The sequence below is a fragment of the Bacillus nakamurai genome, from assembly GCF_001584325.1.
Taxonomy (GTDB): Bacteria; Bacillota; Bacilli; order Bacillales; family Bacillaceae; genus Bacillus; species Bacillus nakamurai.
This window is the reverse complement of sequence record NZ_LSAZ01000041.1, coordinates 197,085-219,334: the sequence shown is the minus strand read 5'-3', so window position 1 is coordinate 219,334 and position 22,250 is coordinate 197,085. Positions and strand designations below refer to the sequence as shown.

Genomic DNA, 22,250 nt, shown 5'->3' with positions numbered 1-22,250 from the left:
GTCTTAAGCTCCTCTTCTAACAATAAGATTGAACGGGAGCGAACGTTTTTCTGTGAATAGCGGTCGGTCCGTATGCCGCAAGAGCTTCAAGGTGTTCTTTCGTTCCGTAGCCTTTGTTTTTCTCAAAGCCGTACATCGGGTATGTTTTCGCATACTCGGCCATCAGGCGGTCCCTCGTCACTTTGGCTATACATGCTCCGGCAGCGATCGATACGCTTTTCGCATCACCTTTTACTATAGACGTTTGCGGGATATCGATCGGAAGCGTCATTGCGTCTGCAAGCAGATAATCCGGCGCTTTTGCCAGCTCATTGACGGCCTTGACCATCGCCAGTCTGGCCGCCTCGTATATATTTATTTGGTCAATGACAGAAGCGTCAACAATGCCGATTCCGATGGAGACCGCTTCTTCCGTAATCCGGCTGTAATACTCCTCTAACTTCTTCTCAGAAAGCTTTTTGGAGTCTGTCAGACCGAGGATTTCACATTCCGCCGGCAATATGACGGCGCCTGCGACAACCGGTCCGGCCAGCGGTCCTCTTCCCGCTTCGTCAATGCCCGCAATGAGGCGGAAGCCCTTTTTGTATGACAGCCTTTCGTAAGCCGTCATGTTCAGCCATTGTTCTTTGAGCGCTTTTTCCTTCGCATGCTTTTTCAGCCATTGCTCTGCAAGCGCCTGTACGCTTTTTCTCGGGTCTTCTCCGCATTGGGCAAGGAATGGGTCACGTTCGTCCTTCACCTCTTGCAGGCGCTCTTTTACGCTTTTTACGGTTAATGTATTCACTTTCTCTTCTCCCTTACTTTATGTATATCGGCCCGGCGCGGAAAAAATAAAGACCCGCATCGCTGCGCGTCTTTATTCTGATGGTTTTTCAAATGACAGCCTGCCGAACTTTTCCGTCCGGATGTCCCGGATGATGACCTCTGTCGTTTTATCGTAGTCAATATGCCCGCCGCTCATGAAACAGCCGCGTTTTTCACCGATTGCGTCAAAAAGGGCGGCGATGTCTTCAGGAATGTCTTGAAGGCTGTAGCGTTCTTTTAGACGATCGGGATAATGCTCTTCCAGAAAGCGCAGCCCGAAAACGGCTACGTCCTGTAAATTGATGATGGAATCTTTAATTGCCCCGGTGATTGCCAGCCGTAAACCGACAAGCTCGTCTTCAAATTTAGGCCATAAAATTCCCGGCGTATCTAAAAGCTCTAATTCCTTGCCGACTTTCACCCACTGCTGAGATGTAGTGATACCGGGCCTGTCCCCCGTCTTTGCAATGTTTTTCTTGGCAAGGCGATTGATGAGCGTTGATTTTCCGACGTTCGGAATCCCGATAATTAAAGCGCGGATGGCTCTCGGTTTAATGCCTTTTGCCTTCATTTTATCGAACTTATCCTTTAACAGCTCCTTCGAGGACGGCACAATTTGATGTAAGCCTTGTCCGTTGACAGAGTTGATGGAAAGAGAGGGAATACCCTGCCGTTCAAAATGGTTTTTCCACTGCGCCGTCACTGCTGCGTCTGCTTTATCCGCTTTATTTAACAGCATAATGCGCGGCTTATTTTTTAAAATCTCTTCAATCATCGGATTTCTCGATGACATGGGGATTCTCGCGTCAACCAGTTCGTATACGATATCAATCAATTTTAGTTTTTCTGTTACTTCCCGTCTTGCTTTGGCCATATGGCCCGGGAACCATTGAATGGTCATGTGACTCTGACACCTGCCTTATTTCCCGAAACCGTAAGTTCCGGTGATCTCTTATGTATTTTACGTTGCTTATGCCGCTTTTACAAATTTAATATAAAAAAAGAGCCTGTTACGGGTAACAAGCTCTTTTCGTTCGTTATCATTATCGTCTGATTTCTTTAATACGAGCCGCTTTTCCGCGAAGTTCACGCAGGTAGTAAAGCTTAGCACGGCGTACTTTACCGTAACGTACAACTTCGATTTTCGCGATTTTTGGTGTGTGTACAGGGAAAGTACGTTCAACGCCAACACCGTAAGAAATCTTACGAACTGTGAACGTTTCGCTGATTCCACCACCACGACGCTTAATCACAACACCTTCAAAGATCTGGATACGCTCACGGTTACCCTCAACAACTTTTACGTGTACACGTAAAGTGTCACCAGGACGGAACGCAGGAAGATCAGTGCGTAGCTGTTCTTTTGTGATATCTTGAATTAGTTTTTGCATCGTTTTCAACTCCTTCCAACAGATGCTCTTAGCCACAATTGCCCGGCACAGCGGAACATCGTTTTCAAGCTTTTGAAGGATAAGCCCTCTTAAGCCACAAGTAGTATCATATCATAACTTCATTGCCTGTGCAATAGGATCTATTCGTTTTCCCACTCAGAAATCCATTTTCTTTGTTCGTCACTAAGTGGATAGTTTTCAAGAAGATCCGGGCGCCTTAAAAAGGTTCTCCTGATTGATTCTTTATTCCGCCACTCTGTTATTTTTGCGTGATTGCCGGAAAGAAGGGTATCTGGCACTTTTAAACCTTTATAGTCTGCAGGCCTTGTATAATGCGGATGCTCTAAAAGTCCCGTGCTGAAGGAATCCTCCACGTGGGACGCTTCTTTCCCGAGAACGCCCGGCAAAAGCCTGACAACACTGTCGGCAATCATCATCGCAGGAAGCTCCCCTCCCGTCAGCACAAAGTCTCCGATCGAGATTTCATCTGTTGCGAGATGCTCCCGGATTCGTTCATCATACCCTTCATAGTGGCCGCAGATAAACATCAAGTGCTCCTCACGCGCCAGCTCCTCCGCTTTCTTCTGCGTAAAGCGCTCACCTTGCGGGCAGACGAGGATAATGCGCGGCTTAGCGTCTGTATCGGCCGTCAGCTTTTCAACCGCATCAAAGACGGGCTGGGGCTTTAACACCATCCCTGCGCCCCCGCCGTACGGGTAATCATCAACCGTTTGGTGCTTATTATCAGAAAAGGCCCGGAAATTGATGACATCAAAGCGCACCGCTTCTTTTTCCTGCGCTTTCAGCAGGATGGATGAGCCGAGCACACCTTGAAACATCTCGGGAAACAGTGTTAAAAAGTCGATTTTCATTCGTCTATTAACCCTTCCATTACATGAATCTTAATTTTTTTCTCATTTATATTAATATCCTTTACCACGGAAGCGATATACGGAATAAGCGCATCTTTTTTTCCTTTTCTTGCAACAACCCATACGTCATTAGCCCCCGGTGTCAAAATTTCCCTGACTGTGCCGATCAGCTCTCCGTCTTCTGAAACAACCTCGCAGCCGATGATTTCATGAAAATAAAATTCGTCTTCCTCAAGCTCTCCCAAATCTTCTTCCGGAACTTTGATGATCGCGTTTTTTAAATTCTCTACCTCATTTAAGCTCGGTCTTTCTTTGAATTGCAGCAGGTGAAACTGCTTATGAAGCCTGTGTGTATTTACTGTTACTTTTACAGGCTCCGCCACCCCTTCCATAAACAAATACAGCGTATTGCCGGGCTTGTACCGCTCCTCGGCAAAGTCCGTTTTAGAAATAACCCGCACTTCACCTTTAATGCCGTGGGTATTTACAATTTTGCCTACGTTAAACCATCTGTTTGTCATATCATCACCTCGGGCGAATTTCAATTACTACCCCGTCTTTTATGACGATGGTATTTGCCGCTGTTTTTTCATGCCAGTTATCACCGACTTCAATCGAAAGCAGCGCATCGATCTCCTTTTCCTTCACTTCACTTCCAAGCGGCAGCGTGTGTGTCTGGCTCATCTGGAAATCGATCATTTTGATTTTGTCTTGTCTTTTTTCAATGGCTTTTTTAAAAGATTCCGCCACATCCGGATTCTGCTGATCTTTTTCATGTTTTCTAAGCTGAAAATAGAGCTGGCTGCATTCTCGTTCAAGCATTTGCTTTTTTTCTGCAAAAGAGGCCAAAAGCTTTTCTTTACTTTGCTCGGTCAGAACCTGCATAACGGTTACCCTGTGAATAATCTGCATAGGACCAGACTCCCCACTTTTCCAACATATTTCTGTTCATTTGCTTTTTTTACGTGTAAAAAAAGGGGAGGTGCCGGCCCTCTCCCTTTTAGTCAAATATCTCAAATTGAACTTTCTTAGAAGACTGTGCGCCAGCTGCAAAAACAACCGTTCGAATCGCTTTTGCAGTCCGGCCTTGCTTTCCGATAATTTTACCGGTATCTGACTCATTGACAGATAAGCGAAGCGCAATCTTTTGATCGGTCTCTTCTTTTGTGACCCGGATGTCTTCCGGATGGTCGACAAGCGGAGCCACAACACTGACAATCAAATCTTCCAAGTGCTGATCAGTCATTACTTGCCTTGTTTAGCGTTGTGGAATTTTTCCATAATTCCTTGGCTTGAGAACAAGTTGCGAACTGTGTCAGAAGGTTTAGCTCCTGTTTGAAGCCATTTAAGAGCAAGCTCTTCGTTAATTTTAACTTCAGCCGGTTTTGAAACCGGGTTGTATGTGCCGACTGTTTCGATGAAACGGCCGTCACGCGGTGAACGAGAATCTGCTACAACAATACGATAGAAAGGAGATTTTTTTGCTCCCATACGTTTTAAACGAATTTTTACTGCCATTTTACTAGCACCTCCGAAAATATTTCAACAAGATAGTATATTAACAATGATAAAAGTGTTTGTAAAGTGTTTTTTCTTAACAACGGTTTTATCATGTATAACCGATTACATAAAAGGTAATTTAAAGCCTTTTTTCTTCCCTTTTGACATGTTTGTCATTTGCTTCATCATTTTTTTCATTTCCTCAAACTGCTTTAAAAGACGGTTGACTTCCTGAACGGATGTTCCGCTTCCTTTCGCAATCCGCTTGCGCCGGCTGGCATTGATGATATCCGGCTGTTCTTTTTCAAGAACAGTCATTGATTTAATGATCGCTTCTACATGATTCAGCTGTTTTTCATCCACTTGGATGTTTTTTAAGCCTTTCATTTTGCCTGCGCCGGGCATCATTTGCAGCAGTTCGTCAAGAGGGCCCATGTTTCTGACCTGACCGAGCTGTTCCAAAAAGTCGTCCAATGTGAAGCTCATCGTTCTCATTTTTTGTTCAAGCTCTTTGGCTTTGTCTTCATCGACTGTCGCCTGAGCTTTTTCGATCAAGGTTAACACGTCGCCCATTCCGAGAATCCGGGAAGCCATCCGTTCAGGATGGAACGCTTCAAGCGCGTCGAGTTTTTCTCCCAATCCTGCAAACTTAATCGGCGTGTTTGTCACTGCGCGGATTGAAAGCGCCGCGCCGCCGCGGGTATCCCCGTCAAGCTTCGTCAATACAACACCGGTTAATCCGAGCTGATCATTGAAGCTTTTGGCGACGTTTACCGCGTCCTGACCGGTCATTGAGTCGACGACAAGGAAAATTTCCTCAGGATTTGCGACTTCCTTCACGCCGGCGAGCTCATCCATCAGTTCATGATCAATGTGCAGGCGTCCGGCGGTGTCTAAGATCACATAATCGTAGTGTTCTTCCTTCGCTTTTTCAATCGCCTGTCTGGCGATTTCCACAGGGCTGACCTGATCGCCGAGTGAAAAAACGGGCATATCAAGCTGTTTCCCCAGTGTTTCCAGCTGCTTGATCGCAGCAGGTCGGTAAATATCCGCAGCCACGAGCAGCGGTTTGCGATTATGCTTTTTGCGCAGCAGATTGGCGAGCTTCCCCGTGGTTGTCGTTTTACCGGCACCTTGGAGGCCGACCATCATAATAACGGTCGGCGGGCGTTTGGCAACGGCGATTTTGCTCTCTTCGCCGCCCATCAGCTCGGTAAGCTCTTCTTTTACGACTTTAATAACCTGCTGTCCGGGTGTCAGACTCTTCATGACGTCTTGCCCGACGGCCCGTTCACTTACTTTTTTCACAAAATCCTTTACGACTTTAAAGTTAACGTCAGCCTCAAGAAGCGCAAGACGAACTTCACGCATCATCTCTTTAACGTCTTGTTCGCTGACTTTTCCTTTTCCGCGGATTTTTGAAATCGTCTTTTGCAGTCGGTCGGCTAATCCTTCAAATGCCATTGTTTGCCGCCTCCTAATCTAATTTCTCAAGCGCTTCAATCAGAGCCGTCATTTCTTTTTCTTCCTGCAAGCCGGAAGAAAGCTCTTTCAGCTTTGTAAACATCTCTTTACGCTCCTGAAACTTCTTTAAAAGGAGCAGTTTTTCTTCATATTGTTCAAGCATCGCTTCTGTCCGTTTAATGTTATCGTAAACGGCTTGTCTTGAAACGTCATACTCTTCGGCTATTTCACCAAGGGAGAAATCGTCCAAATAATAAAGCGACATATAGCTCTTTTGTTTTGACGTCAACAACGACTGATAAAAGTCAAACAAATAGTTCATTCTCGTCGTTTTTTCGAGCGACATTTGAGCTCTCCCCTTTGTTAAGTCAAATCCCTTTACAAAAACTTAGTTTACATGGTTTCAAAGCAACTGTCAAGTTTTTATCTTGTCAATAGAAATTCGGCCGAAATCCCTTCATTCTCTCTAGAATATTATGCCGTTTTTATTTTATTCCGCGGCTTTCTGTAAGCGAAAAGCCGGAGCGTTATGCTCCGGCTGAAAACGGCTGTCTATTCTTCCGCATTTTCCACTAAGTCTGAAAAGAGTCCGTATACGTACGATTCTGCATCAAACGGCTGAAGATCATCGACTTTTTCGCCGAGCCCGACCAGTTTAACCGGAATGTGGAGCTCATTGCGGATCGCCAAAACAATGCCGCCTTTTGCGGTTCCGTCGAGCTTCGTTAACGCGATTCCCGTCACATTTGTCGCTTTGGAGAATTCTTTAGCCTGCGCCATCGCATTTTGGCCTGTCGTCGCATCGAGAGCGAGCAGAACCTCGTGGGGCGCGTCAGGCACTTCTCTTTCAATGACGCGTTTCACTTTTTCAAGCTCTTTCATTAAGTTTACTTTATTTTGGAGGCGGCCGGCCGTATCACAAATTAACACATCCGCTCCTCTTGCTTTTGCGGCATGTACGGCATCGTAAATAACCGCCGCAGGATCGCTTCCCGCAGCCTGCTTAATCACAGGCACACCGGACCGTTCTCCCCAAACTTCAAGCTGTTCGATCGCTCCCGCTCTGAATGTGTCTCCGGCAGCCAGCACGACTGACTTGCCCTCGTTTTTCAGCTTATGGGCAAGTTTACCGATCGTTGTCGTTTTTCCGACGCCGTTCACGCCGACAAGCAGGATGACGTTTAAGCGGCCGTCCTGAATGTTCAATTCAGAAATTTGTTCGTCGCCGCTGTTATAAATCTCGACAAGCTTTTCAGAAATAACGGATTGAACTTCCTGAGGATCTTGGATATTCTTCAGCTTCACTTCTTTTTTCAGCTCGTCAATCAGCTCCATTACTGTTGTAAAGCCTACGTCCGCGCTGATCAGCAATTCCTCAAGCTCTTCAAAAAAGTCTTCGTCGACTTTCCGATAGCGGGAGACGAGATCGTTCACTTTATTTGAGAAAGAGTTTCTTGTTTTTTCAAGCCCCTCTTTAAATTTTTCAGATACAGAGTCTGTCTGTTTCGTGATTTTCTCTTTTAATTTTTTAAAAAAGCTCATCTTTCAACCTCTTTCCTCGTTACTGAACGAATTCTTTTGTTTCTTCCAGTTTTACTGAAACCATCTTGGAGACGCCGGATTCCTGCATGGTGACGCCGTAAAGGACATCCGCTTCTTCCATCGTGCCTTTTCTGTGGGTGATGACGATAAACTGGCTGTCGCCGCTGTATTTCTTTAAGTATTGAGCAAACCTGAATACATTGGCTTCATCAAGCGCAGCTTCGACTTCATCAAGAACGCAAAACGGCACAGGCCTTACCTTCAAAATGGAGAACAAGAGGGCAATGGCCGTAAGCGCGCGTTCTCCTCCCGACAAAAGATTTAAGTTTTGCAGTTTTTTCCCCGGGGGCTGCGCGATGATGTCCACACCTGAGTTGAGAAGGTCATTCGGATCGGTAAGCTTCAGTTCGGCGCGTCCTCCCCCGAATAAGGAACGGAACACGTCATTAAAGTGGGAACGGATTTGGACAAACGTCTCATGAAAACGCTTCGTCATTTCGGAATCCATCTCTTCAATGACTTGGAACAACGTATTTTTCGCTTCTGTCAGATCATTTTTTTGCTCTGTTAAAAACTCATACCGCTCATTGACTCTTTCGAATTCATCGATGCTTCCGAGGTTGACCGTTCCAAGCTCTTCTATTGAAAGCTTGATCAGCTTGACCCGTTTTCTGGCCTCTTCAGGTTCTGTTTCGAGCTGAAACTTTTCTTTTGCCCCTTCAAAGGATAAGCTGTATTCTTCCCGTAAATATTGCAGTAAATTATCGAGCTCCACCTCCATCCGGCCAAGCTTTACTTCTTCATCTTTCAGGAGGGCAGTTTTTTGCTTGTACAGGCGCTTCATCTCTTTCAGCTCAAGCTCGTTCGTATCAAGGGCCCGCTGCAGTTTGACACGCTGGTCGCGCCGCAGCGCAATCAGTTCAATCGTTCTCGTTTTATCGTGCAGCTTATGCTTTGCCGCTTCTTCAAGCTGCTCTTCTCCGCTGGTGCTTGAGGTCATCTCAGAGGTTAAGAAACTTAAATCTTCTTTCGTTTCTTGTAGAGCAAGCTGTGTTTCTTCGAGCTCTTTTTTCAGCCTTGTGAGATTTTCCTCTTCGCTCGTGCATGCCTGTTCTTTTTTGGCTGCTGCTACTTTGCATTCTGTCAGTTCATGAGAGAGCGTTTCTTTTGTAGAGGACTGGGTTTGCTTTTGCTTTGTCAGCCTGTCCATTTCCTCTTCAAGCTCTTTCAGCTGGGTTGATGCCTCTTCGAGCTGCTTTTCCAATTCCGATTTACGCGTCTGTTTTTCCAGGCTGTTTTCAGTGAGTGACGCTTTCTCCTGATCATAAAGCTCCAGGTGGGTATTGATGTTTTTTTCGGCGACTTCGAGTTCATACAGCCGGCCTTTTACATCCTGCTGTTTGCTTCTGAAGGCTTCCCCGTCTTCACGCAAGCCGGTAAGCGTATTCTCAAGTTCCTGAATGGCTTGTTTCAGCGTTTTGACTTCTTTTTCAAGCGCAGCCGTTTTTTCTTCCATTTCGGCAAGCCGCGCCGTCACCGTTTCAAGCTCACGGCTCCGGCCGAGCAAAGAATTGTTTTTCTTTTTCACCGCGCCGCCCGTCATAGACCCGCCGGGATTCACGACATCACCCTCAAGCGTGACGATGCGGTAGCGGTGGCCGAGAAGCTTGGCCAGTTCATTTGCGCCTTTTAAATTCTCGGTAATCAGCACCGTGCCGAGCAGGTTTTGTATGACGTTTCGGTAGGCCTGGTCATATGTGACGAGTTCGCTTGCCACGCCTAGAAAAGAAGGATGCCCCTGTGCCGCCTGCTCGTCCCGAGACTGCAGCTGGCGGTTTTTGATGACCGTAAGCGGCAGAAACGTCGCGCGGCCAAAGGAATTCTGTTTTAAATACTGAATCGCTTTTCTCGCGGACTGCTCATCTTCTGTGACGACGTGCTGCGCCGCTGCGCCGAGCGCGATTTCAATTGCCGTTTCATATTTTTGTTCGGTTGTGATCAGTTCAAGAACAGCACCCCGGATTCCGCCGAGCTGCTCCTTTGCTTTCAGCACTTCTTTTACGCCTTGATAAAATCCTGAAAAGTCACCTTGCATTGTTTCAAGCATATCCTTTTTTGATCTGGCCTGCTGGACAAATTGATATGCCTGATAAAGCGCGGATTCTTTCTTTTCATATTGGCGTTTTTTCTGTTCATATGCCGTCTGCACGTCGCGGTATCTGCCGACCTGATTGTGAATATCCTCTTCAATGCGGGCCAGTTCATCCTCACACGCCGCTTTTCGGACAGAAATGTCTTTTCGTTCTTGGATGTATTTTTCGTTATTTGCCGTCAGTCTTGCCTGCTGAACGGCTGATTGGGACATTTGGTCATCCAAAAGCTGAAGCTCATTCCGAATCGCCGCCTGACCATTTAACAGCTCAAAGTAATCGCTTTTTAATTGTTCAATTTTCTCTTCTACGTTTTCGTTATGCAGACTGAGGGCCTGCTGCTTTTCTTTTACCTGGGCTTTTAATAGTTTTACTTCTGCCCGCAGCTTGTCATAAACAGCCGACTGCTTCGAAATGTTTGCTTTCAGTTCGGTTTCTTTTTTTTCATAGTGCGTAACCGCTTCCTCAAGCTGTTCTTGGTTTTGTGCGGCGTTTTTTTTGCGTTCTTTCAGGACTTCTTTCCGGCCTTCGAGCTTTTCCAGCTCTTCACTTGTCACGAGCAGAACCTGCTGCAGTTCGTTTACTGATTCGTCAAGAGCGTGAATTTTATCTCGCGTCTCTTCAATCATCGCTTCTTTGGCCGATATTGCCGATGATTCTGCAAGCTCTTCTTCTTTTGCCGCGTGCACCTTTTCTTTTAAGCCCGACCATTTTCCATGCAGCTCTTCGATATCAAAGGCGGTGAGGGCAATTTCAACGTGCTCAAGCTCTTTCTTTTTCTCTAAGTAATCTTTGGCGATAGATGCCTGGATTTTGAGCGGTTCGACCTGGCCTTCAAGTTCGTGAAGAATATCTTCCACCCTGTTTAAGTTATCCTGCGTCTCAAACAGCTTGTTTTCTGCTTTTTTCTTTCTTGTTTTATATTTCAGCACTCCAGCCGCTTCTTCAAAAATACTGCGGCGGTCTTCTGCCTTGCTGCTGAGGATTTCTTCGACTTTCCCTTGGCTGATAATGGAAAACGCTTCTTTTCCGAGCCCGGAATCCATAAATAAATCGATGATATCCTTCAGGCGGCACTGCTGGTTGTTAATGAGAAATTCACTTTCTCCTGATCGGTACACCCGTCTTGTCACACTGACTTCGTGAAAATCAATCGGCAGAAAATGATCTTCATTATCAAGCGTCAAAGTGACTTCAGCAAGGTTCAGCCGTTTGCGCGAGTCACTTCCGGCAAAAATAATATCCTCCATTTTCCCTCCGCGAAGCGAGCGGGCCGATTGTTCGCCAAGCACCCAGCGGATCGCTTCCGTAATGTTGCTTTTTCCGCTTCCGTTCGGTCCGACAACGGCCGTGACGCCTTTCACAAAGTCAACGGAGATCCGTTCTGCAAATGATTTAAATCCTATAACGTCTAAACGTTTGAGGAACATCCTAGATCCTCCTTATCGTATAAGTATCTCAATATTATCATAATCACACGCTTATATCAGTCGGCAAACATACTGAAATCCCCCTAGGAGATACAGGGGGATTTTATTGTTTCGTATGGTGTTTTTGCAGTTTTGCAAGAGCTTCCTGCGCTGCGTGCTGCTCGGCTTCTTTTTTGGAGCGGCCGTTACCGACACCGAGCGATTCGCCTTTAAGAGAGACGATGGCTTCGAATTCCCGGTTATGGGCAGGCCCTTTTTCATTGAGTATTTTGTACTCAAGCGACCCTTTGCCGTCTCGCTGTACAAATTCTTGAAGCTGGCTTTTAAAATCCATCACATGAGAAAAAGCACCATCGTTTATTTTAGGGAATACATAAACTTTTAGGAATTGCTGAACCGGCTCAAGGCCCTGATCCAGATACAACGCACCGATAAACGCTTCAAACACATCCGCTAAAAGCGCCGGACGCTTTCTGCCGCCCGTCATTTCTTCTCCTTTTCCAAGCAGCACGAGATCGCCGAAGGACAATTCGTGGGCAAGGGAAACGAGTGACGGCTCGCATACGATAGCGGCTCTCAGCTTCGTCAAATCTCCTTCACTCATGGCCGGATATTTGGCAAATAAGAATTGGGAGATCGTCAGTTCCAAAACAGCGTCACCTAAAAATTCAAGCCTTTCATTATCTTCATACGGCTTTTTCCGATGCTCATTCACATAAGATGAATGTGTAAATGCTTGATACAAAAGTTTCTCGTTTTGAAAATGAACCGAAATCCGTTCTTGGAACTCTTTAAATTGCTCTATTTTTTTATAGAACTTTTTTTTATCTTTAAAATGTGAGTGTTTTGACATAGTAACCTCCATAGGCACATCAGGTTCACCGCGCTCCTCACCATAAACGGAATCGGCAGCGCGTACAGCGTCATACGCTGATAACCGCACGATTAAAGGGCTAAAGCCCCGCGGTTAGGCGGGACTTTCAGCATCAGCTTATTGCTGGTTTTGTATGTAGTTCACAGCGTCGCCGACTGTTGCAATTTTTTCAGCATCTTCGTCAGAAATCTCCATATCAAACTCGTCTTCAAGTTCCATAACAAGCTCAACTACATCTAGGGAATCAGCACCTAAGTCTTCCTTGAAAGAAGCTTCAAGTTTGACGTCAGCTTCATCAACGCCAAGGCGGTCTACGATGATTTTCGTTACACGCTCTAATGTATCTGCCATAGCAATTCACCTCCCCTCAAAGTATTATAGTGGATTCGTTTTTAAAAAACTAGAGAAACTAGGATGAAATTTTAAAAACAAATCTTTACATCACCATTCCGCCGTCAATATGAAGGGTCTGGCCCGTCATATAACGCGCTCCTTCAGAAGCCAGGAACGTCACAACGCTGCTGACATCACCCGGATCACCGAAACGCGCGAGCGGAATCTGCTTAAGCATTTCATCTTGGACTTCTTTAGAAAGCTTGTCCGTCATATCTGTGGAAATAAAGCCCGGCGCAATGGCATTTACAGTGATATTGCGGCTTGCAAGCTCTTTGGCTGATGATTTGGTCAAGCCGATCACACCAGCTTTTGCCGCCACATAGTTGGCCTGACCGGGGTTTCCGCTGACGCCGACGATGGATGATACATTGATAATCCGGCCGGAGCGCTGCTTCATCATCTGTCTTGTCACAGCTTTTGTGCAGTTGAATACACCCTTTAGGTTAATGTTAATGACGTCATCCCATTCATTTTCTTTCATTCTCATCAATAAATTATCTTTCGTAATGCCCGCATTGTTCACGAGAATGTCAATAGAAGAAAATTCTGCGATAGCTTCTTTCATCATGTTTTGTACTTCTTCGGGATTTGATACATCTGCTTTTACCGCGATCGCGTTTCGGCCCAATGATTTAATCTCATCCACCACTTCATTTGCTTTCGCTTCATTGCCTGAATAATTGACCACAACATTTGCGCCGTTTTTCGCAAGGTCAAGCGCGATGGCCCGTCCGATGCCGCGTGACGCTCCTGTCACGACTGCCGTTTTTTCATTAAGCATCCTGATTCTCCTCCTTCAGCGTTTGAATCGCCAATTCAATCGTCTCATGATCGGAAACCGCAATTGTTTTTAAGCGGCGGTTTACTTTTTTCACAAGCCCTGAAAGCACTTTTCCGGGCCCGATTTCAATAAAAGTCGTCACGCCTTCGTCAATCAGCTTGTTGACGGTTTCTTCAAAGCGTACAGGTGAATAAAGCTGTTCGATCAGTTTTTTCTTGATATCGTCTTTTTCGGTCATGACATCTGCGGAAACATTTGAAATGACCGGGACAGCGGCGTCTTTTAAGTCGCAGGCGTCAAGCACCTCTTCAAGCTTTTGTGCAGCGGGTTTCATTAATTCAGAGTGGAAAGGACCGCTAACCTCCAGCGGAATGGCGCGTTTGGCCCCGTTGTTTTTCGCCTCTTCTGAAGCAAGCTCCACGCCTTTTGCCGTTCCGGAAATCACGATCTGGCCAGGGCAGTTCAGGTTGGCAAGCTGCACGAGATGGCCTTTTTCAGTCACTTGATCCGTGACCTTCTTCAAGACTTCTGAGTCCATTCCGAGAATCGCCGCCATCGCCCCTTCTCCTGCCGGTACCGCTTCGTTCATAAATTCTCCGCGTTTCCTGACAGTGTAGACGGCATCTTTAAATGACATCGCTCCAGCAGCAACAAGCGCTGAATATTCGCCGAGGCTGTGACCGGCTGTAAAATCAGGCGTGATGCCGGATTCTTTAAATTTTTCTAATACGGCAATGCTTGTTGTTAACAGCGCGGGCTGCGCGTTATATGTAAGAGTTAATTCACTGGCGTCTCCTTCAAAAATCAGCGAGCTGAGCTTTGTTTCAAGCGTCTCGTCCGCTTCATCAAAAATACGCTTTGATGCTTCTTCCCGTTCATACAAGTCTTTTCCCATACCGATAAATTGTGATCCCTGTCCGGGAAATAAAAATGCAATCTTACTCATGATGCGGTAACCTCCAGACTACTCATCTGTTTTTTCTTCTTTTACTTCTTCTTCAATAAATGCAGCTACATTTTGGCTGACCATTTCTCTCGCCTGGCGTACCGCATGGTAAACGGCGCGGGCGTCAGAAGATCCGTGCGCTTTAATGACAGGCGCTTTTAATCCGAAAAGGCTCGCTCCGCCGTATTCAGAATAATCCATTTTAAGCTTCATTTCCATCAGTTTCGGTTTCAGCACCCCGGCTGCAAGCTTTGATGCGAAACTTGATGTAAGCGTGTCTTTCAGCATTTTGAAAATGGATAAAGCCGAACCTTCCAATGTTTTCAGCGTGACATTCCCCGTAAAGCCGTCTGTGACAATGACATCGGCAGCGCCTTCTAACAGGTCTCTCGCTTCAACATTTCCGACGAAATTGACGTTTGTTTCTTTTAATAATTCAAAAGTCTTTTTCGTCAGCTCGTTTCCTTTCTTCTCTTCCGTGCCGACATTTAATAAGCCGATACGCGGTGAGGATACACCGAGAACCTGCCGGGCATAGACAGAACCCATAATCGCATACTGGACAAGATGTTCGGGTTTGGCATCTACATTGGCTCCCACGTCAAGAAGAAGGAAACCGTCCCCTGATACGGTCGGAAGCGTCGGCGCGAGCGCCGGACGGTCAATTCCTTTAATTCTCCCGACGATAAACAGCCCCGCTGTCATCAGCGCTCCCGTATTCCCCGCTGAAATGCAGGCGTCCGCTCTGTTTTCTGCCACTTCCTGCGCCATCAGCACCATGGAAGAATTTTTCTTTCTGCGTACGGCGCGAACCGGTTCGTCCGTCGGTTCAATCACTTCATCGGCGTGCAATACGGTGATGCGGTCTGATGTTGTTGGCAAATGTGATTCTATTGTTGTCTTGTCACCGACAAGCGTAATATGAAGATCGTCAAAAGCCTCTATACTCTTCATTACTCCGTCAATAACAGCTTTGGGTGCGTTGTCGCCTCCCATTGCATCTACAGCTATTCTCATGCATGCTCCACCTTTATGATTGTTTTGAACGGTACATGTCAAAATCCCCCGAGAAAACGACTTCTTCTCCTACATAGCTGTTGACTTCGACTACCGTTCTGCCTTTTTCTTTTTCGACAGCCGTCACCTTTGCTTTTGCAACGACGCGTTCTCCTTCTTTTACCTGTCTTGTAAAACGGATATGCGCGCTTGCGGTCAGCGCCAGTTCATCATCAATAACGGCTACGGCGAGTGAGTTCGCCTGTGCAAACAAATGATGCCCCCGCGCAATTTGATTGCGGCTGAAGACATGCTCTCGTCTTACTTCAAATATAGAAATGGCCTGGCCGTCAAGCTCCAGATCAATGATTTCTCCAATCACTTCATCTAACGGCAGTGACTTCACTTCATCTTCAAGTGTTTGTTCTGCCACGTTTTTAATTCTTTCTCTAAGCTCCGGTATGGAGAGCTCTAAGCGGTCCAAACGGATCGTCTGAATGCTTACTCCGAATTTCCCCGCTAATTCTTCATCTGTGATGAAGGGTGTCGATTTGATCGTCTGCTGTAATAACTTTTGGCGTTCTTTCTTATTTCTTCTCATTCATTAAACACCATCCGGACAATTAAGACTAGGTACTAATAGTAGTATATAATTTCATAGATTGGAATGCAATGATTGTTTATGAAGAAAACCAAAATTTCCGGATCAGCTTAATTTCTCACCTTCAAGGACCCCGCTTGAGATTAAGTAATCCCGCAGCACGCGGTATTCGTCATCTTTCCAGAAAGCCCCTGAGGATACAAGGTTCGCCGCATCCTGCCGGGCCGTTTCCAGCGCTCTGTAATCATGAACCATATCAGCCACTTTGAATTCAGGCATTCCGCTTTGTTTCTTCCCGAAGAAGTCGCCGGGCCCGCGCAGCTCTAAGTCTTTTTCCGACAGCTCAAAGCCGTCGTTTGTCTCCGACATGATTCTCATCCGTTCTTTGCCGGTTTCAGATTTCGGATCGGCCATCAAGATACAAAAGGACTGGTGCTCTCCCCGGCCGACCCGGCCGCGAAGCTGGTGAAGCTGTGATAAACCGAAGCGATCGGCATCATAAATGACCATGATGGTCGCATTCGGAACGTTTACCCCGACTTCCACCACTGTTGTTGAAACAAGAATTTGGCAATGGTTGGCGCTGAAATCTCTCATGACCCGGTCTTTTTCATCAGAATGGAGCTTGCCGTGCATCAGGCCGACATTCCATTTTCCGCGGTAAACGTCAGAGAGCATGTTGTACACATCAATTGCATTCTGCACATCAAGCTTGTCCGATTCTTCAATAAGCGGGCAAATGATATATGCCTGTCTTCCCTGCTTCAGCTCTTTTTCTATAAAAGCCAAAATCCGCTCCAGCATGTCATGCTTTACCCAATAGGTTTCAATTTGTTTCCGCCCGGCAGGCATTTCATCAATAACGGATACGTCCATTTCTCCGAAAACGGTAATGGCAAGAGTCCTCGGTATCGGCGTGGCGGTCATAAACAGCACATCCGGGTCTTGGCCTTTATTTCTGAGCTTTTTGCGCTGCTCGACTCCGAACCTGTGCTGTTCGTCCGTAATGACAAGGCTTAAAGCTTTAAATTCTACTTCATCCTGAATTAAGGCGTGAGTGCCTACAAGAATATCAATCTCTCCGAGGGCAAGACGCTCCAGCAGCTCCCTGCGCCGCTTTCCTTTTACGGAGCTGGTCAAAAGGGCAATGTTGACATCTTCTTTCGCAAATAAAGAGACGAGGGAGTCGGCATGCTGTTCAGCAAGGATTTCCGTCGGCACCATTAAAGCCCCTTGATATCCAGAGAGAATCGCGGCATATAAAGCGATAGCGGCGACAGCCGTTTTCCCTGACCCGACATCGCCTTGCAGGAGACGGTTCATTCTGTAAGGCGATGTCATATCCGCCGTAATTTCACGCAGCACACTGGTCTGGGCATTTGTGAGCGAAAAGGGCAGGCTGTCGACAAAGGCAGTGAGCTTTTCGGCTGGAAACGAATGGCTGATACCTTCTGATTGTTCTCTTTCCGCCTTTCGGAACGCCTGCATCTTCAGCTGGAATATTAAAAATTCTTCATAGACAAACCGGCGTCTGGCCTGCTGTAAAGATTCTCTCGTTTCCGGCTGGTGCATCGTCTGCAAGGCATGGCGGTAATCAGGCAGTTTGTAGCGGACTCTCAGTTTCTCAGGAAGCGGGTCAGCAGCCGCATCAAGATGATGCTGCAGCGCTTCCTTGATAAACCGCCTCATCATTTTAACGGTGATGTTTTCTTTTACGGAATATACGGGCTCAATGCTTTTGTCTTCTTGGTGCGGGCCGTTTTTTAATTCCTGCACCGAAACGGTCTGCCTGTGTTTGTCCCATTTTCCTGATATCGTGACGACCGAACCGAGTGACAGCTTCTTTTTTAAGTACGGGCGGTTAAAACAAACGGCCGTAATTAAATAGTTTCCGACAAGCACTCTGAATGTGAGCCTGTTTCGTTTTTTGCCGTAATAGGTAAGAGAAGGTTCTGAATGAACCTTCCCTTCTACGGTGACTCTTTCTTCATGTTTCACTTCTTCTAAATCCCTCAGCTCATAGTCATCATAACGGTAAGGGAAATAATTCAGAAGATCAGAAATATCATATATACCTAGTTCGTGTAATGTTTTTTCTGTTTCCGGCCCAATGCCCTTAATATCCGCTAAACTAGTTTGCTGATGTTGTTTCACTTGTCTTTAGCGCTCCTCCGAATATTTTTTTCTCTAATTCTCTTCCCGTCGGTGTCGCGGCTAAACCGCCTTGTCCCGTTTCTCGAAGTGCAGTCGGCATCGTTTGGCCGATTTTATACATCGCGTCAATGACCTCATCGCAAGGGATACGGCTTGTGATGCCGGCAAGCGCCATATCTGCCGCAATCATTGCGTTGGATGCACCCATCGCGTTCCGTTTGACGCAAGGCACTTCAACCAAGCCTGCAACGGGGTCACAAACGAGTCCGAGCATATTTTTAAGCGTAATCGCCATCGCTTCAGCGGATTGTTCAGGCGTGCCGCCGGCCATTTCTACAATCGCAGCCGCAGCCATCCCGGAAGCCGATCCTACTTCTGCCTGACAGCCGCCGGCCGCTCCTGAAATACTCGCATTATTCGCAACGACAAAGCCGAAAGCGCCGGCTGTAAAAAGAAATCGGATCATTTGTTCCGTCGTCGGGTTCAGCTTATGCTTTACGGCAAATAAAGTTCCCGGCACAACACCCGCCGAGCCGGCAGTCGGAGTCGCGCAGATCGTTCCCATCGCAGCATTGACTTCATTTGTCGCTACCGCTTTTGAAACGGCATCTAAAATAAGATTGCCTGACAGGCTCTTTCCTGATTGAATGTACGCCTGAAGCTTTACCGCATCTCCGCCCGTTAATCCGGTTTGGCTTGTGACGCCATTGAGCCCTTTTTCGACTGCGGCCTCCATGACGGAGAGGTTGCGCTCCATCCCTTGAAAGATCTCTTCTCTCGTTTTCTGGGTAACTTCCATCTCTTGCGTAATCATGACTTCTGAGATCGGAATTTGTTTTTCTTTTGTGATTTCGATTAATTCTTTTACATTACGAAACATGTCATATTCCTCCTGACTTTTTAGTCAGCTATCTTAGTAACCTGAATAATATTCGGCAGTGTTGAAAGTTCGTCAAGCACTTCTTCATCAATATTCTGATCGACTTCAATCGTCATCAGCGCAAGCTGTCCGACGTCTTTGCGGGCAACTTCCATATGGCCGACATTGATGGAGAATTTCGCTAGTACGTTGGCAACCCCCGCAATGGTGCCGAACTTATCATTATGAACCACTAAAATGGCCGGGTGGTTTCCTGAGAGACGCAGTTCAAAACCGTTTAATTCCGTTATTTCTATTTTCCCTCCGCCGATTGAAATACCGGTAAGGGCAAGCTCTCCCTCATCATCCGAAATCACGATTCGCGCCGTGTTCGGGTGAACGGGCACGGCATCTTCAGTGCGAAACTCGACATGTATGCCCTTGTCTTCAGCGATTTGAATTGCTGTTTTAATTCGTTCGTCAAATGTATCAAAATCAAGCAGGCCGCCGATAATGGCGACATCCGTGCCATGCCCTTTGTACGTTTCCGCAAATGATCCGTAAAAGGATACAACGATACGCCGGGGCTCCCGCCTGAATAAACTTCTGGCCACTCTGCCGATTCGTGCGGCTCCTGCGGTATGTGAGCTGGACGGGCCGATCATCACCGGACCGATAATATCAAAAACGCTCCTATACTTCATGCTGTTTGTTCCTCCTTATCATCACTTCTTCAGCGCTTTTCTTTAGACTAATTGATCATTTATAAATTGGCAAGCCGGCGGACTGCCGCAGGTAAATAAAGGCATAAGAATAGAAGGGCCTGAAAAGCCCTTCTACTCCGCCGCAAATATATATGGGTACAAAGGCTGTCTGCCGTTATGGATTTCAACCTCGATATCTTCGTAGACGCTTGTGAGATATTCACCGAGTTTCTCAGCTTCTTCTTCTGATGCGTCCTCTCCATACAAAATGGTTACGATTTCATCTTCTTCCCCAATCATTTCATCAAGCAGCAATTTTGCGGCAGAAAACCGATCGCCGGCGCTGCCGATAATCGAGCTGTTTAAAATCCCGATAAAATCGCCTTTTTTAATATCCTTGCCGTCTATGTGGGTATCCCTGACAGAATAAGTCACTTGGCCGCTTTTCACATGCTGTATCGCTTCGAGCATGCTGGCTTCATTCGCCTCAGCAGACTGCTCGGGATTAAACGCAAGCAGCGCAGCCATACCTTGAGGCACCGTTTTGGCCGGAATGACAAATACCTTTTCCTCAGCGACACTCGCCGCTTGATTGGCTGCCATCACAATATTCGAATTGTTCGGAAGAATGAATACCGTTTCCGCGTTTACAGACTTTACGGCCTCAACTATATCTTCAGTGCTCGGGTTCATCGTCTGCCCGCCTTCGATGACATGTGACGCGCCGATGCTTGTAAACAGTTTAGAAATGCCATCTCCCATCGCCACAGTCACGATTCCAAAAGGTGTTCGTGCCGGCTTCTGCTCCCCGGCCTCTTGGCTGAGAATGGAGGTATGCTGTTCCCTCATGTTTTCAATTTTGATTTTGATTAAATCACCGTATCGCTGTGCCAAATTGAGCACGTTTCCCGGTTCCTCGGCATGAATATGGACTTTTGCCAGCGTATCATCGGCAACGACCAGCAATGAATCGCCGAAACGGCTCAGCTCGTTTCTGAACGTATCTTCACTGAACGTTCGCTTATCTTGGTCCAGCCTTACCATAACTTCTGTACAAAATCCGAATTCAATATCTTCTGTACTCAGCATACTCTGCGCGCTTTTATGATGCTCGGCATTCACCATATCGTCGAGCGCCGGCAGAACTGCTTTTTTTGAAACGGTTTCACCTTTTAATGAAGCTAAAAAGCCTTCATATACACAAAGCAGGCCTTTTCCGCCGCTGTCAACGACACCGACGTCCTTTAAAACAGGAAGCAGCTCCGGCGTGCGGTTCAGTGACGCTTCCGCTTCTTCAATGACTGCCTCCATCACCGCGATGATATCGGTTTCTTCTTTGGCCGAGGCGACCGCTTTTTTAGCTGCGTCTTTCGCCACCGTTAAAATTGTTCCTTCAACCGGCTTCATTACCGCTTTGTATGCCATATCCACTCCCGCTTGAAGAGCCGCGGCAAATTCTTTGGCGTTTATTTCTTTTTTGTTCTCAATGCTTTTTGTGAAACCTCTGAATAATTGGGACAAGATCACCCCTGAGTTCCCTCTTGCTCCCATAAGTAGGCCTTTTGACAAGGCGGTGCCGACTTTGCCGATTTCAGGTGAGTCAATGTGCTCAACTTCCCTCGCTCCTGATGACATGGATAAATTCATGTTTGTTCCGGTATCGCCGTCTGGAACAGGAAACACGTTCAGCGCATCAACTGCGGATGCGTTTTGAGACAATGTCTCAGCCCCTGCCAGAATCATTGCCGCAAAGGCTCTCCCATCTAAGTTTCGTCTAGACAATACTCATCCTCCTCACTACGGGTTCGTTACTCGTACGCCTTGGACATAAATATTTACAGAATCCACTGCAAGTCCGATTGTTTGATTTACTGTGTATTTTACTTTCGTCTGAACATTGTAGGCTACTTCTGATATTTTTGTGCCGTAGCTGACAATAATGTACATGTCGATATGTATTTGTTCTGCTTCCTGGCGGACATGCACGCCTCTTGCGAAGTTCTCTTTCCGGAGGATTTCAGACAAACCATCTTTAATCTGGTTTTTTGAGGCCATCCCCACTATTCCGTAACAGTCAATGGCAGCGCCTCCGGCAACCATTGCGATGACTTCGTTAGATATATCAATCTGTCCGTATTTTGTCTTCATTTCAATGGACACACAAGTTCCTCCTTCGGGTGCATAGAGTTATAGCTATTCTACTATATGTATTCCATTATGAAAAGAAAAGATACAGCCGGCGGTATTTCATGGGAGAAATGTTTCTTGTTTTACATGTCAAGTGATTTTTCTTGAAAGTAGGGGAAACAATAGTTGCAAACGGTTTTTAGCTGTGGTAAATTATTTAAAGTATTGTATAACGAAAGCATCTAAGACACTATGTTTGGAAAAGATGTTTCGCGCAGTTAGGAGGGAAACAAATGGCACGTAAATGTTTTATTACAGGTAAAAAAACAAAAGCCGGCAACAACCGTTCTCACGCAATGAACGCTTCTAAGCGTACTTGGGGCGCCAACCTTCAAAAGGTCCGCATCCTTGTTGACGGCAAACCTAAAAAAGTATATGTATCTGCTCGGGCTTTGAAATCCGGTAAAGTTGAGCGTGTATAAGCAAAAATGAACGCCTGCCCCTTTTATGCGGCAGGCGTTTTTATGTGTTCAAAGAGGGCAATTTTAGCTTCTGAGGCTTACTCTTTTCTAAATGAGCTCAGCATCGCCCGGACAATTCCTCCTAAAAACTTCGGCAATTTAATGGTATAAAATTTCATTTTGTCCCCTCCTATAAGT

At 46.4% G+C, this 22,250-nt stretch carries 25 protein-coding genes; 1 reads left to right on the top strand and 24 read right to left on the bottom strand.

Annotated features, from left to right (window positions below; translation table 11 throughout):
* Window positions 1–16: 16 nt before the first annotated feature.
* The 23 genes from AXI59_RS16255 to AXI59_RS16145 all read right to left on the bottom strand — a co-directional run bounded on the left by AXI59_RS16255 (window position 17) and on the right by AXI59_RS16145 (window position 21,624).
* Window positions 17–784 carry a ribonuclease HII gene (locus AXI59_RS16255; protein WP_061528729.1) on the bottom strand — a complete coding sequence of 256 codons (768 nt, stop codon included), beginning with the start codon at window positions 782–784 and terminating at the stop codon, window positions 17–19.
* Between the two features lie 72 nt (window positions 785–856).
* On the bottom strand, window positions 857–1,705 hold the full coding sequence (gene ylqF, locus AXI59_RS16250; RefSeq protein WP_061528728.1) for a ribosome biogenesis GTPase YlqF: 849 nt from the start codon (window positions 1,703–1,705) through the stop codon (window positions 857–859).
* A 142-nt stretch (window positions 1,706–1,847) separates the two neighbouring features.
* Entirely contained in the window at window positions 1,848–2,195 is a 348-nt protein-coding gene (gene rplS, locus AXI59_RS16245) for a 50S ribosomal protein L19 (RefSeq protein ID WP_003154288.1), read from the bottom strand.
* A 140-nt stretch (window positions 2,196–2,335) separates the two neighbouring features.
* Entirely contained in the window at window positions 2,336–3,067 is a 732-nt protein-coding gene (gene trmD, locus AXI59_RS16240; RefSeq protein ID WP_061520500.1) for a tRNA (guanosine(37)-N1)-methyltransferase TrmD, read from the bottom strand.
* Window positions 3,064–3,588 (bottom strand): ribosome maturation factor RimM, encoded by a 525-nt coding sequence (rimM, locus tag AXI59_RS16235; protein WP_061520499.1) that lies wholly within the window; start codon window positions 3,586–3,588, stop codon window positions 3,064–3,066. Before rimM ends, trmD begins: the two co-directional genes overlap by 4 nt.
* Before the next feature lie 4 nt (window positions 3,589–3,592).
* Window positions 3,593–3,979 (bottom strand): YlqD family protein, encoded by a 387-nt coding sequence (locus AXI59_RS16230; RefSeq protein WP_061520498.1) that lies wholly within the window; start codon window positions 3,977–3,979, stop codon window positions 3,593–3,595.
* Between the two features lie 88 nt (window positions 3,980–4,067).
* On the bottom strand, window positions 4,068–4,313 hold the full coding sequence (locus AXI59_RS16225; RefSeq protein WP_061520497.1) for a KH domain-containing protein: 246 nt from the start codon (window positions 4,311–4,313) through the stop codon (window positions 4,068–4,070).
* Complete coding sequence (gene rpsP, locus AXI59_RS16220) at window positions 4,313–4,585, bottom strand: 30S ribosomal protein S16 (RefSeq protein WP_061520496.1); 273 nt, start codon at window positions 4,583–4,585, stop codon at window positions 4,313–4,315. The genes AXI59_RS16225 and rpsP overlap by 1 nt, the downstream gene beginning before the upstream one ends.
* A gap of 105 nt (window positions 4,586–4,690) precedes the next feature.
* Window positions 4,691–6,031 (bottom strand): signal recognition particle protein, encoded by a 1,341-nt coding sequence (gene ffh, locus AXI59_RS16215; RefSeq protein ID WP_061520495.1) that lies wholly within the window; start codon window positions 6,029–6,031, stop codon window positions 4,691–4,693.
* 13 nt (window positions 6,032–6,044) lie between these two features.
* A complete protein-coding gene (locus AXI59_RS16210; RefSeq protein ID WP_061520494.1) occupies window positions 6,045–6,377 on the bottom strand; it encodes a putative DNA-binding protein in 333 nt (110 codons plus the stop codon).
* Between the two features lie 206 nt (window positions 6,378–6,583).
* Entirely contained in the window at window positions 6,584–7,573 is a 990-nt protein-coding gene (gene ftsY / locus AXI59_RS16205; RefSeq protein WP_061520493.1) for a signal recognition particle-docking protein FtsY, read from the bottom strand.
* 19 nt (window positions 7,574–7,592) lie between these two features.
* A complete protein-coding gene (gene smc, locus AXI59_RS16200; protein WP_061528727.1) occupies window positions 7,593–11,153 on the bottom strand; it encodes a chromosome segregation protein SMC in 3,561 nt (1,186 codons plus the stop codon).
* A gap of 103 nt (window positions 11,154–11,256) precedes the next feature.
* On the bottom strand, window positions 11,257–12,006 hold the full coding sequence (gene rncS, locus AXI59_RS16195; protein ID WP_061520491.1) for a ribonuclease III: 750 nt from the start codon (window positions 12,004–12,006) through the stop codon (window positions 11,257–11,259).
* Between the two features lie 138 nt (window positions 12,007–12,144).
* On the bottom strand, window positions 12,145–12,378 hold the full coding sequence (gene acpP, locus AXI59_RS16190) for an acyl carrier protein (protein WP_003154310.1): 234 nt from the start codon (window positions 12,376–12,378) through the stop codon (window positions 12,145–12,147).
* 85 nt (window positions 12,379–12,463) lie between these two features.
* The gene (fabG, locus tag AXI59_RS16185; protein WP_061520490.1) at window positions 12,464–13,204 is read right to left on the bottom strand and encodes a 3-oxoacyl-[acyl-carrier-protein] reductase; all 741 of its coding nucleotides are present in this window, start codon (window positions 13,202–13,204) and stop codon (window positions 12,464–12,466) included.
* The gene (gene fabD / locus AXI59_RS16180; RefSeq protein ID WP_061528726.1) at window positions 13,197–14,150 is read right to left on the bottom strand and encodes an ACP S-malonyltransferase; all 954 of its coding nucleotides are present in this window, start codon (window positions 14,148–14,150) and stop codon (window positions 13,197–13,199) included. The genes fabG and fabD overlap by 8 nt, the downstream gene beginning before the upstream one ends.
* 18 nt (window positions 14,151–14,168) lie before the next feature.
* Window positions 14,169–15,167 carry a phosphate acyltransferase PlsX gene (gene plsX / locus AXI59_RS16175; RefSeq protein WP_061520488.1) on the bottom strand — a complete coding sequence of 333 codons (999 nt, stop codon included), beginning with the start codon at window positions 15,165–15,167 and terminating at the stop codon, window positions 14,169–14,171.
* Window positions 15,168–15,180: 13 nt separating this feature from the next.
* A complete protein-coding gene (gene fapR, locus AXI59_RS16170) occupies window positions 15,181–15,747 on the bottom strand; it encodes a transcription factor FapR (RefSeq protein ID WP_061520487.1) in 567 nt (188 codons plus the stop codon).
* A 105-nt stretch (window positions 15,748–15,852) separates the two neighbouring features.
* A complete protein-coding gene (recG, locus tag AXI59_RS16165; RefSeq protein WP_061528725.1) occupies window positions 15,853–17,901 on the bottom strand; it encodes an ATP-dependent DNA helicase RecG in 2,049 nt (682 codons plus the stop codon).
* Entirely contained in the window at window positions 17,879–18,781 is a 903-nt protein-coding gene (gene sdaAA / locus AXI59_RS16160; RefSeq protein ID WP_061528724.1) for an L-serine ammonia-lyase, iron-sulfur-dependent, subunit alpha, read from the bottom strand. Before sdaAA ends, recG begins: the two co-directional genes overlap by 23 nt.
* A 20-nt stretch (window positions 18,782–18,801) precedes the next feature.
* Window positions 18,802–19,464 (bottom strand): L-serine ammonia-lyase, iron-sulfur-dependent subunit beta, encoded by a 663-nt coding sequence (sdaAB, locus tag AXI59_RS16155; protein ID WP_061520484.1) that lies wholly within the window; start codon window positions 19,462–19,464, stop codon window positions 18,802–18,804.
* 132 nt (window positions 19,465–19,596) lie between these two features.
* Window positions 19,597–21,246 carry a DAK2 domain-containing protein gene (locus AXI59_RS16150; protein WP_061520483.1) on the bottom strand — a complete coding sequence of 550 codons (1,650 nt, stop codon included), beginning with the start codon at window positions 21,244–21,246 and terminating at the stop codon, window positions 19,597–19,599.
* A 15-nt stretch (window positions 21,247–21,261) separates the two neighbouring features.
* The gene (locus AXI59_RS16145) at window positions 21,262–21,624 is read right to left on the bottom strand and encodes an Asp23/Gls24 family envelope stress response protein (RefSeq protein ID WP_061520482.1); all 363 of its coding nucleotides are present in this window, start codon (window positions 21,622–21,624) and stop codon (window positions 21,262–21,264) included.
* Window positions 21,625–21,884: 260 nt separating this feature from the next.
* Between AXI59_RS16145 and rpmB the strand changes: the two genes are divergently transcribed.
* Window positions 21,885–22,073 (top strand): 50S ribosomal protein L28, encoded by a 189-nt coding sequence (gene rpmB / locus AXI59_RS16140; RefSeq protein ID WP_003154328.1) that lies wholly within the window; start codon window positions 21,885–21,887, stop codon window positions 22,071–22,073.
* A gap of 77 nt (window positions 22,074–22,150) precedes the next feature.
* Here rpmB and spoVM read toward each other — a convergent pair whose 3' ends face one another.
* Window positions 22,151–22,231: a stage V sporulation protein SpoVM gene (gene spoVM, locus AXI59_RS16135; protein WP_061520481.1), complete on the bottom strand. Its 81-nt coding sequence runs from the start codon at window positions 22,229–22,231 to the stop codon at window positions 22,151–22,153.
* Between the last annotated feature and the right edge of the window lie 19 nt (window positions 22,232–22,250).

What these genes read in the sequence shown, in the direction of transcription:
- sdaAB (WP_061520484.1), bottom strand. Translation starts at nt 19,464, where the DNA reads ATGAAGTATAGGAGCGTTTTTGATATTATCGGTCCGGTGATGATCGGC.
- rimM (WP_061520499.1), bottom strand. Translation starts at nt 3,588, where the DNA reads ATGACAAACAGATGGTTTAACGTAGGCAAAATTGTAAATACCCACGGC.
- fapR (WP_061520487.1), bottom strand. Translation starts at nt 15,747, where the DNA reads ATGAGAAGAAATAAGAAAGAACGCCAAAAGTTATTACAGCAGACGATC.
- rpsP (WP_061520496.1), bottom strand. Translation starts at nt 4,585, where the DNA reads ATGGCAGTAAAAATTCGTTTAAAACGTATGGGAGCAAAAAAATCTCCT.
- AXI59_RS16225 (WP_061520497.1), bottom strand. Translation starts at nt 4,313, where the DNA reads ATGACTGATCAGCACTTGGAAGATTTGATTGTCAGTGTTGTGGCTCCG.
- rplS (WP_003154288.1), bottom strand. Translation starts at nt 2,195, where the DNA reads ATGCAAAAACTAATTCAAGATATCACAAAAGAACAGCTACGCACTGAT.
- ftsY (WP_061520493.1), bottom strand. Translation starts at nt 7,573, where the DNA reads ATGAGCTTTTTTAAAAAATTAAAAGAGAAAATCACGAAACAGACAGAC.
- plsX (WP_061520488.1), bottom strand. Translation starts at nt 15,167, where the DNA reads ATGAGAATAGCTGTAGATGCAATGGGAGGCGACAACGCACCCAAAGCT.
- AXI59_RS16230 (WP_061520498.1), bottom strand. Translation starts at nt 3,979, where the DNA reads ATGCAGATTATTCACAGGGTAACCGTTATGCAGGTTCTGACCGAGCAA.
- rpmB (WP_003154328.1), top strand. Translation starts at nt 21,885, where the DNA reads ATGGCACGTAAATGTTTTATTACAGGTAAAAAAACAAAAGCCGGCAAC.
- sdaAA (WP_061528724.1), bottom strand. Translation starts at nt 18,781, where the DNA reads ATGTTTCGTAATGTAAAAGAATTAATCGAAATCACAAAAGAAAAACAA.
- fabG (WP_061520490.1), bottom strand. Translation starts at nt 13,204, where the DNA reads ATGCTTAATGAAAAAACGGCAGTCGTGACAGGAGCGTCACGCGGCATC.
- fabD (WP_061528726.1), bottom strand. Translation starts at nt 14,150, where the DNA reads ATGAGTAAGATTGCATTTTTATTTCCCGGACAGGGATCACAATTTATC.
- acpP (WP_003154310.1), bottom strand. Translation starts at nt 12,378, where the DNA reads ATGGCAGATACATTAGAGCGTGTAACGAAAATCATCGTAGACCGCCTT.
- smc (WP_061528727.1), bottom strand. Translation starts at nt 11,153, where the DNA reads ATGTTCCTCAAACGTTTAGACGTTATAGGATTTAAATCATTTGCAGAA.
- rncS (WP_061520491.1), bottom strand. Translation starts at nt 12,006, where the DNA reads ATGTCAAAACACTCACATTTTAAAGATAAAAAAAAGTTCTATAAAAAA.
- AXI59_RS16210 (WP_061520494.1), bottom strand. Translation starts at nt 6,377, where the DNA reads ATGTCGCTCGAAAAAACGACGAGAATGAACTATTTGTTTGACTTTTAT.
- ffh (WP_061520495.1), bottom strand. Translation starts at nt 6,031, where the DNA reads ATGGCATTTGAAGGATTAGCCGACCGACTGCAAAAGACGATTTCAAAA.
- spoVM (WP_061520481.1), bottom strand. Translation starts at nt 22,231, where the DNA reads ATGAAATTTTATACCATTAAATTGCCGAAGTTTTTAGGAGGAATTGTC.
- ylqF (WP_061528728.1), bottom strand. Translation starts at nt 1,705, where the DNA reads ATGACCATTCAATGGTTCCCGGGCCATATGGCCAAAGCAAGACGGGAA.
- trmD (WP_061520500.1), bottom strand. Translation starts at nt 3,067, where the DNA reads ATGAAAATCGACTTTTTAACACTGTTTCCCGAGATGTTTCAAGGTGTG.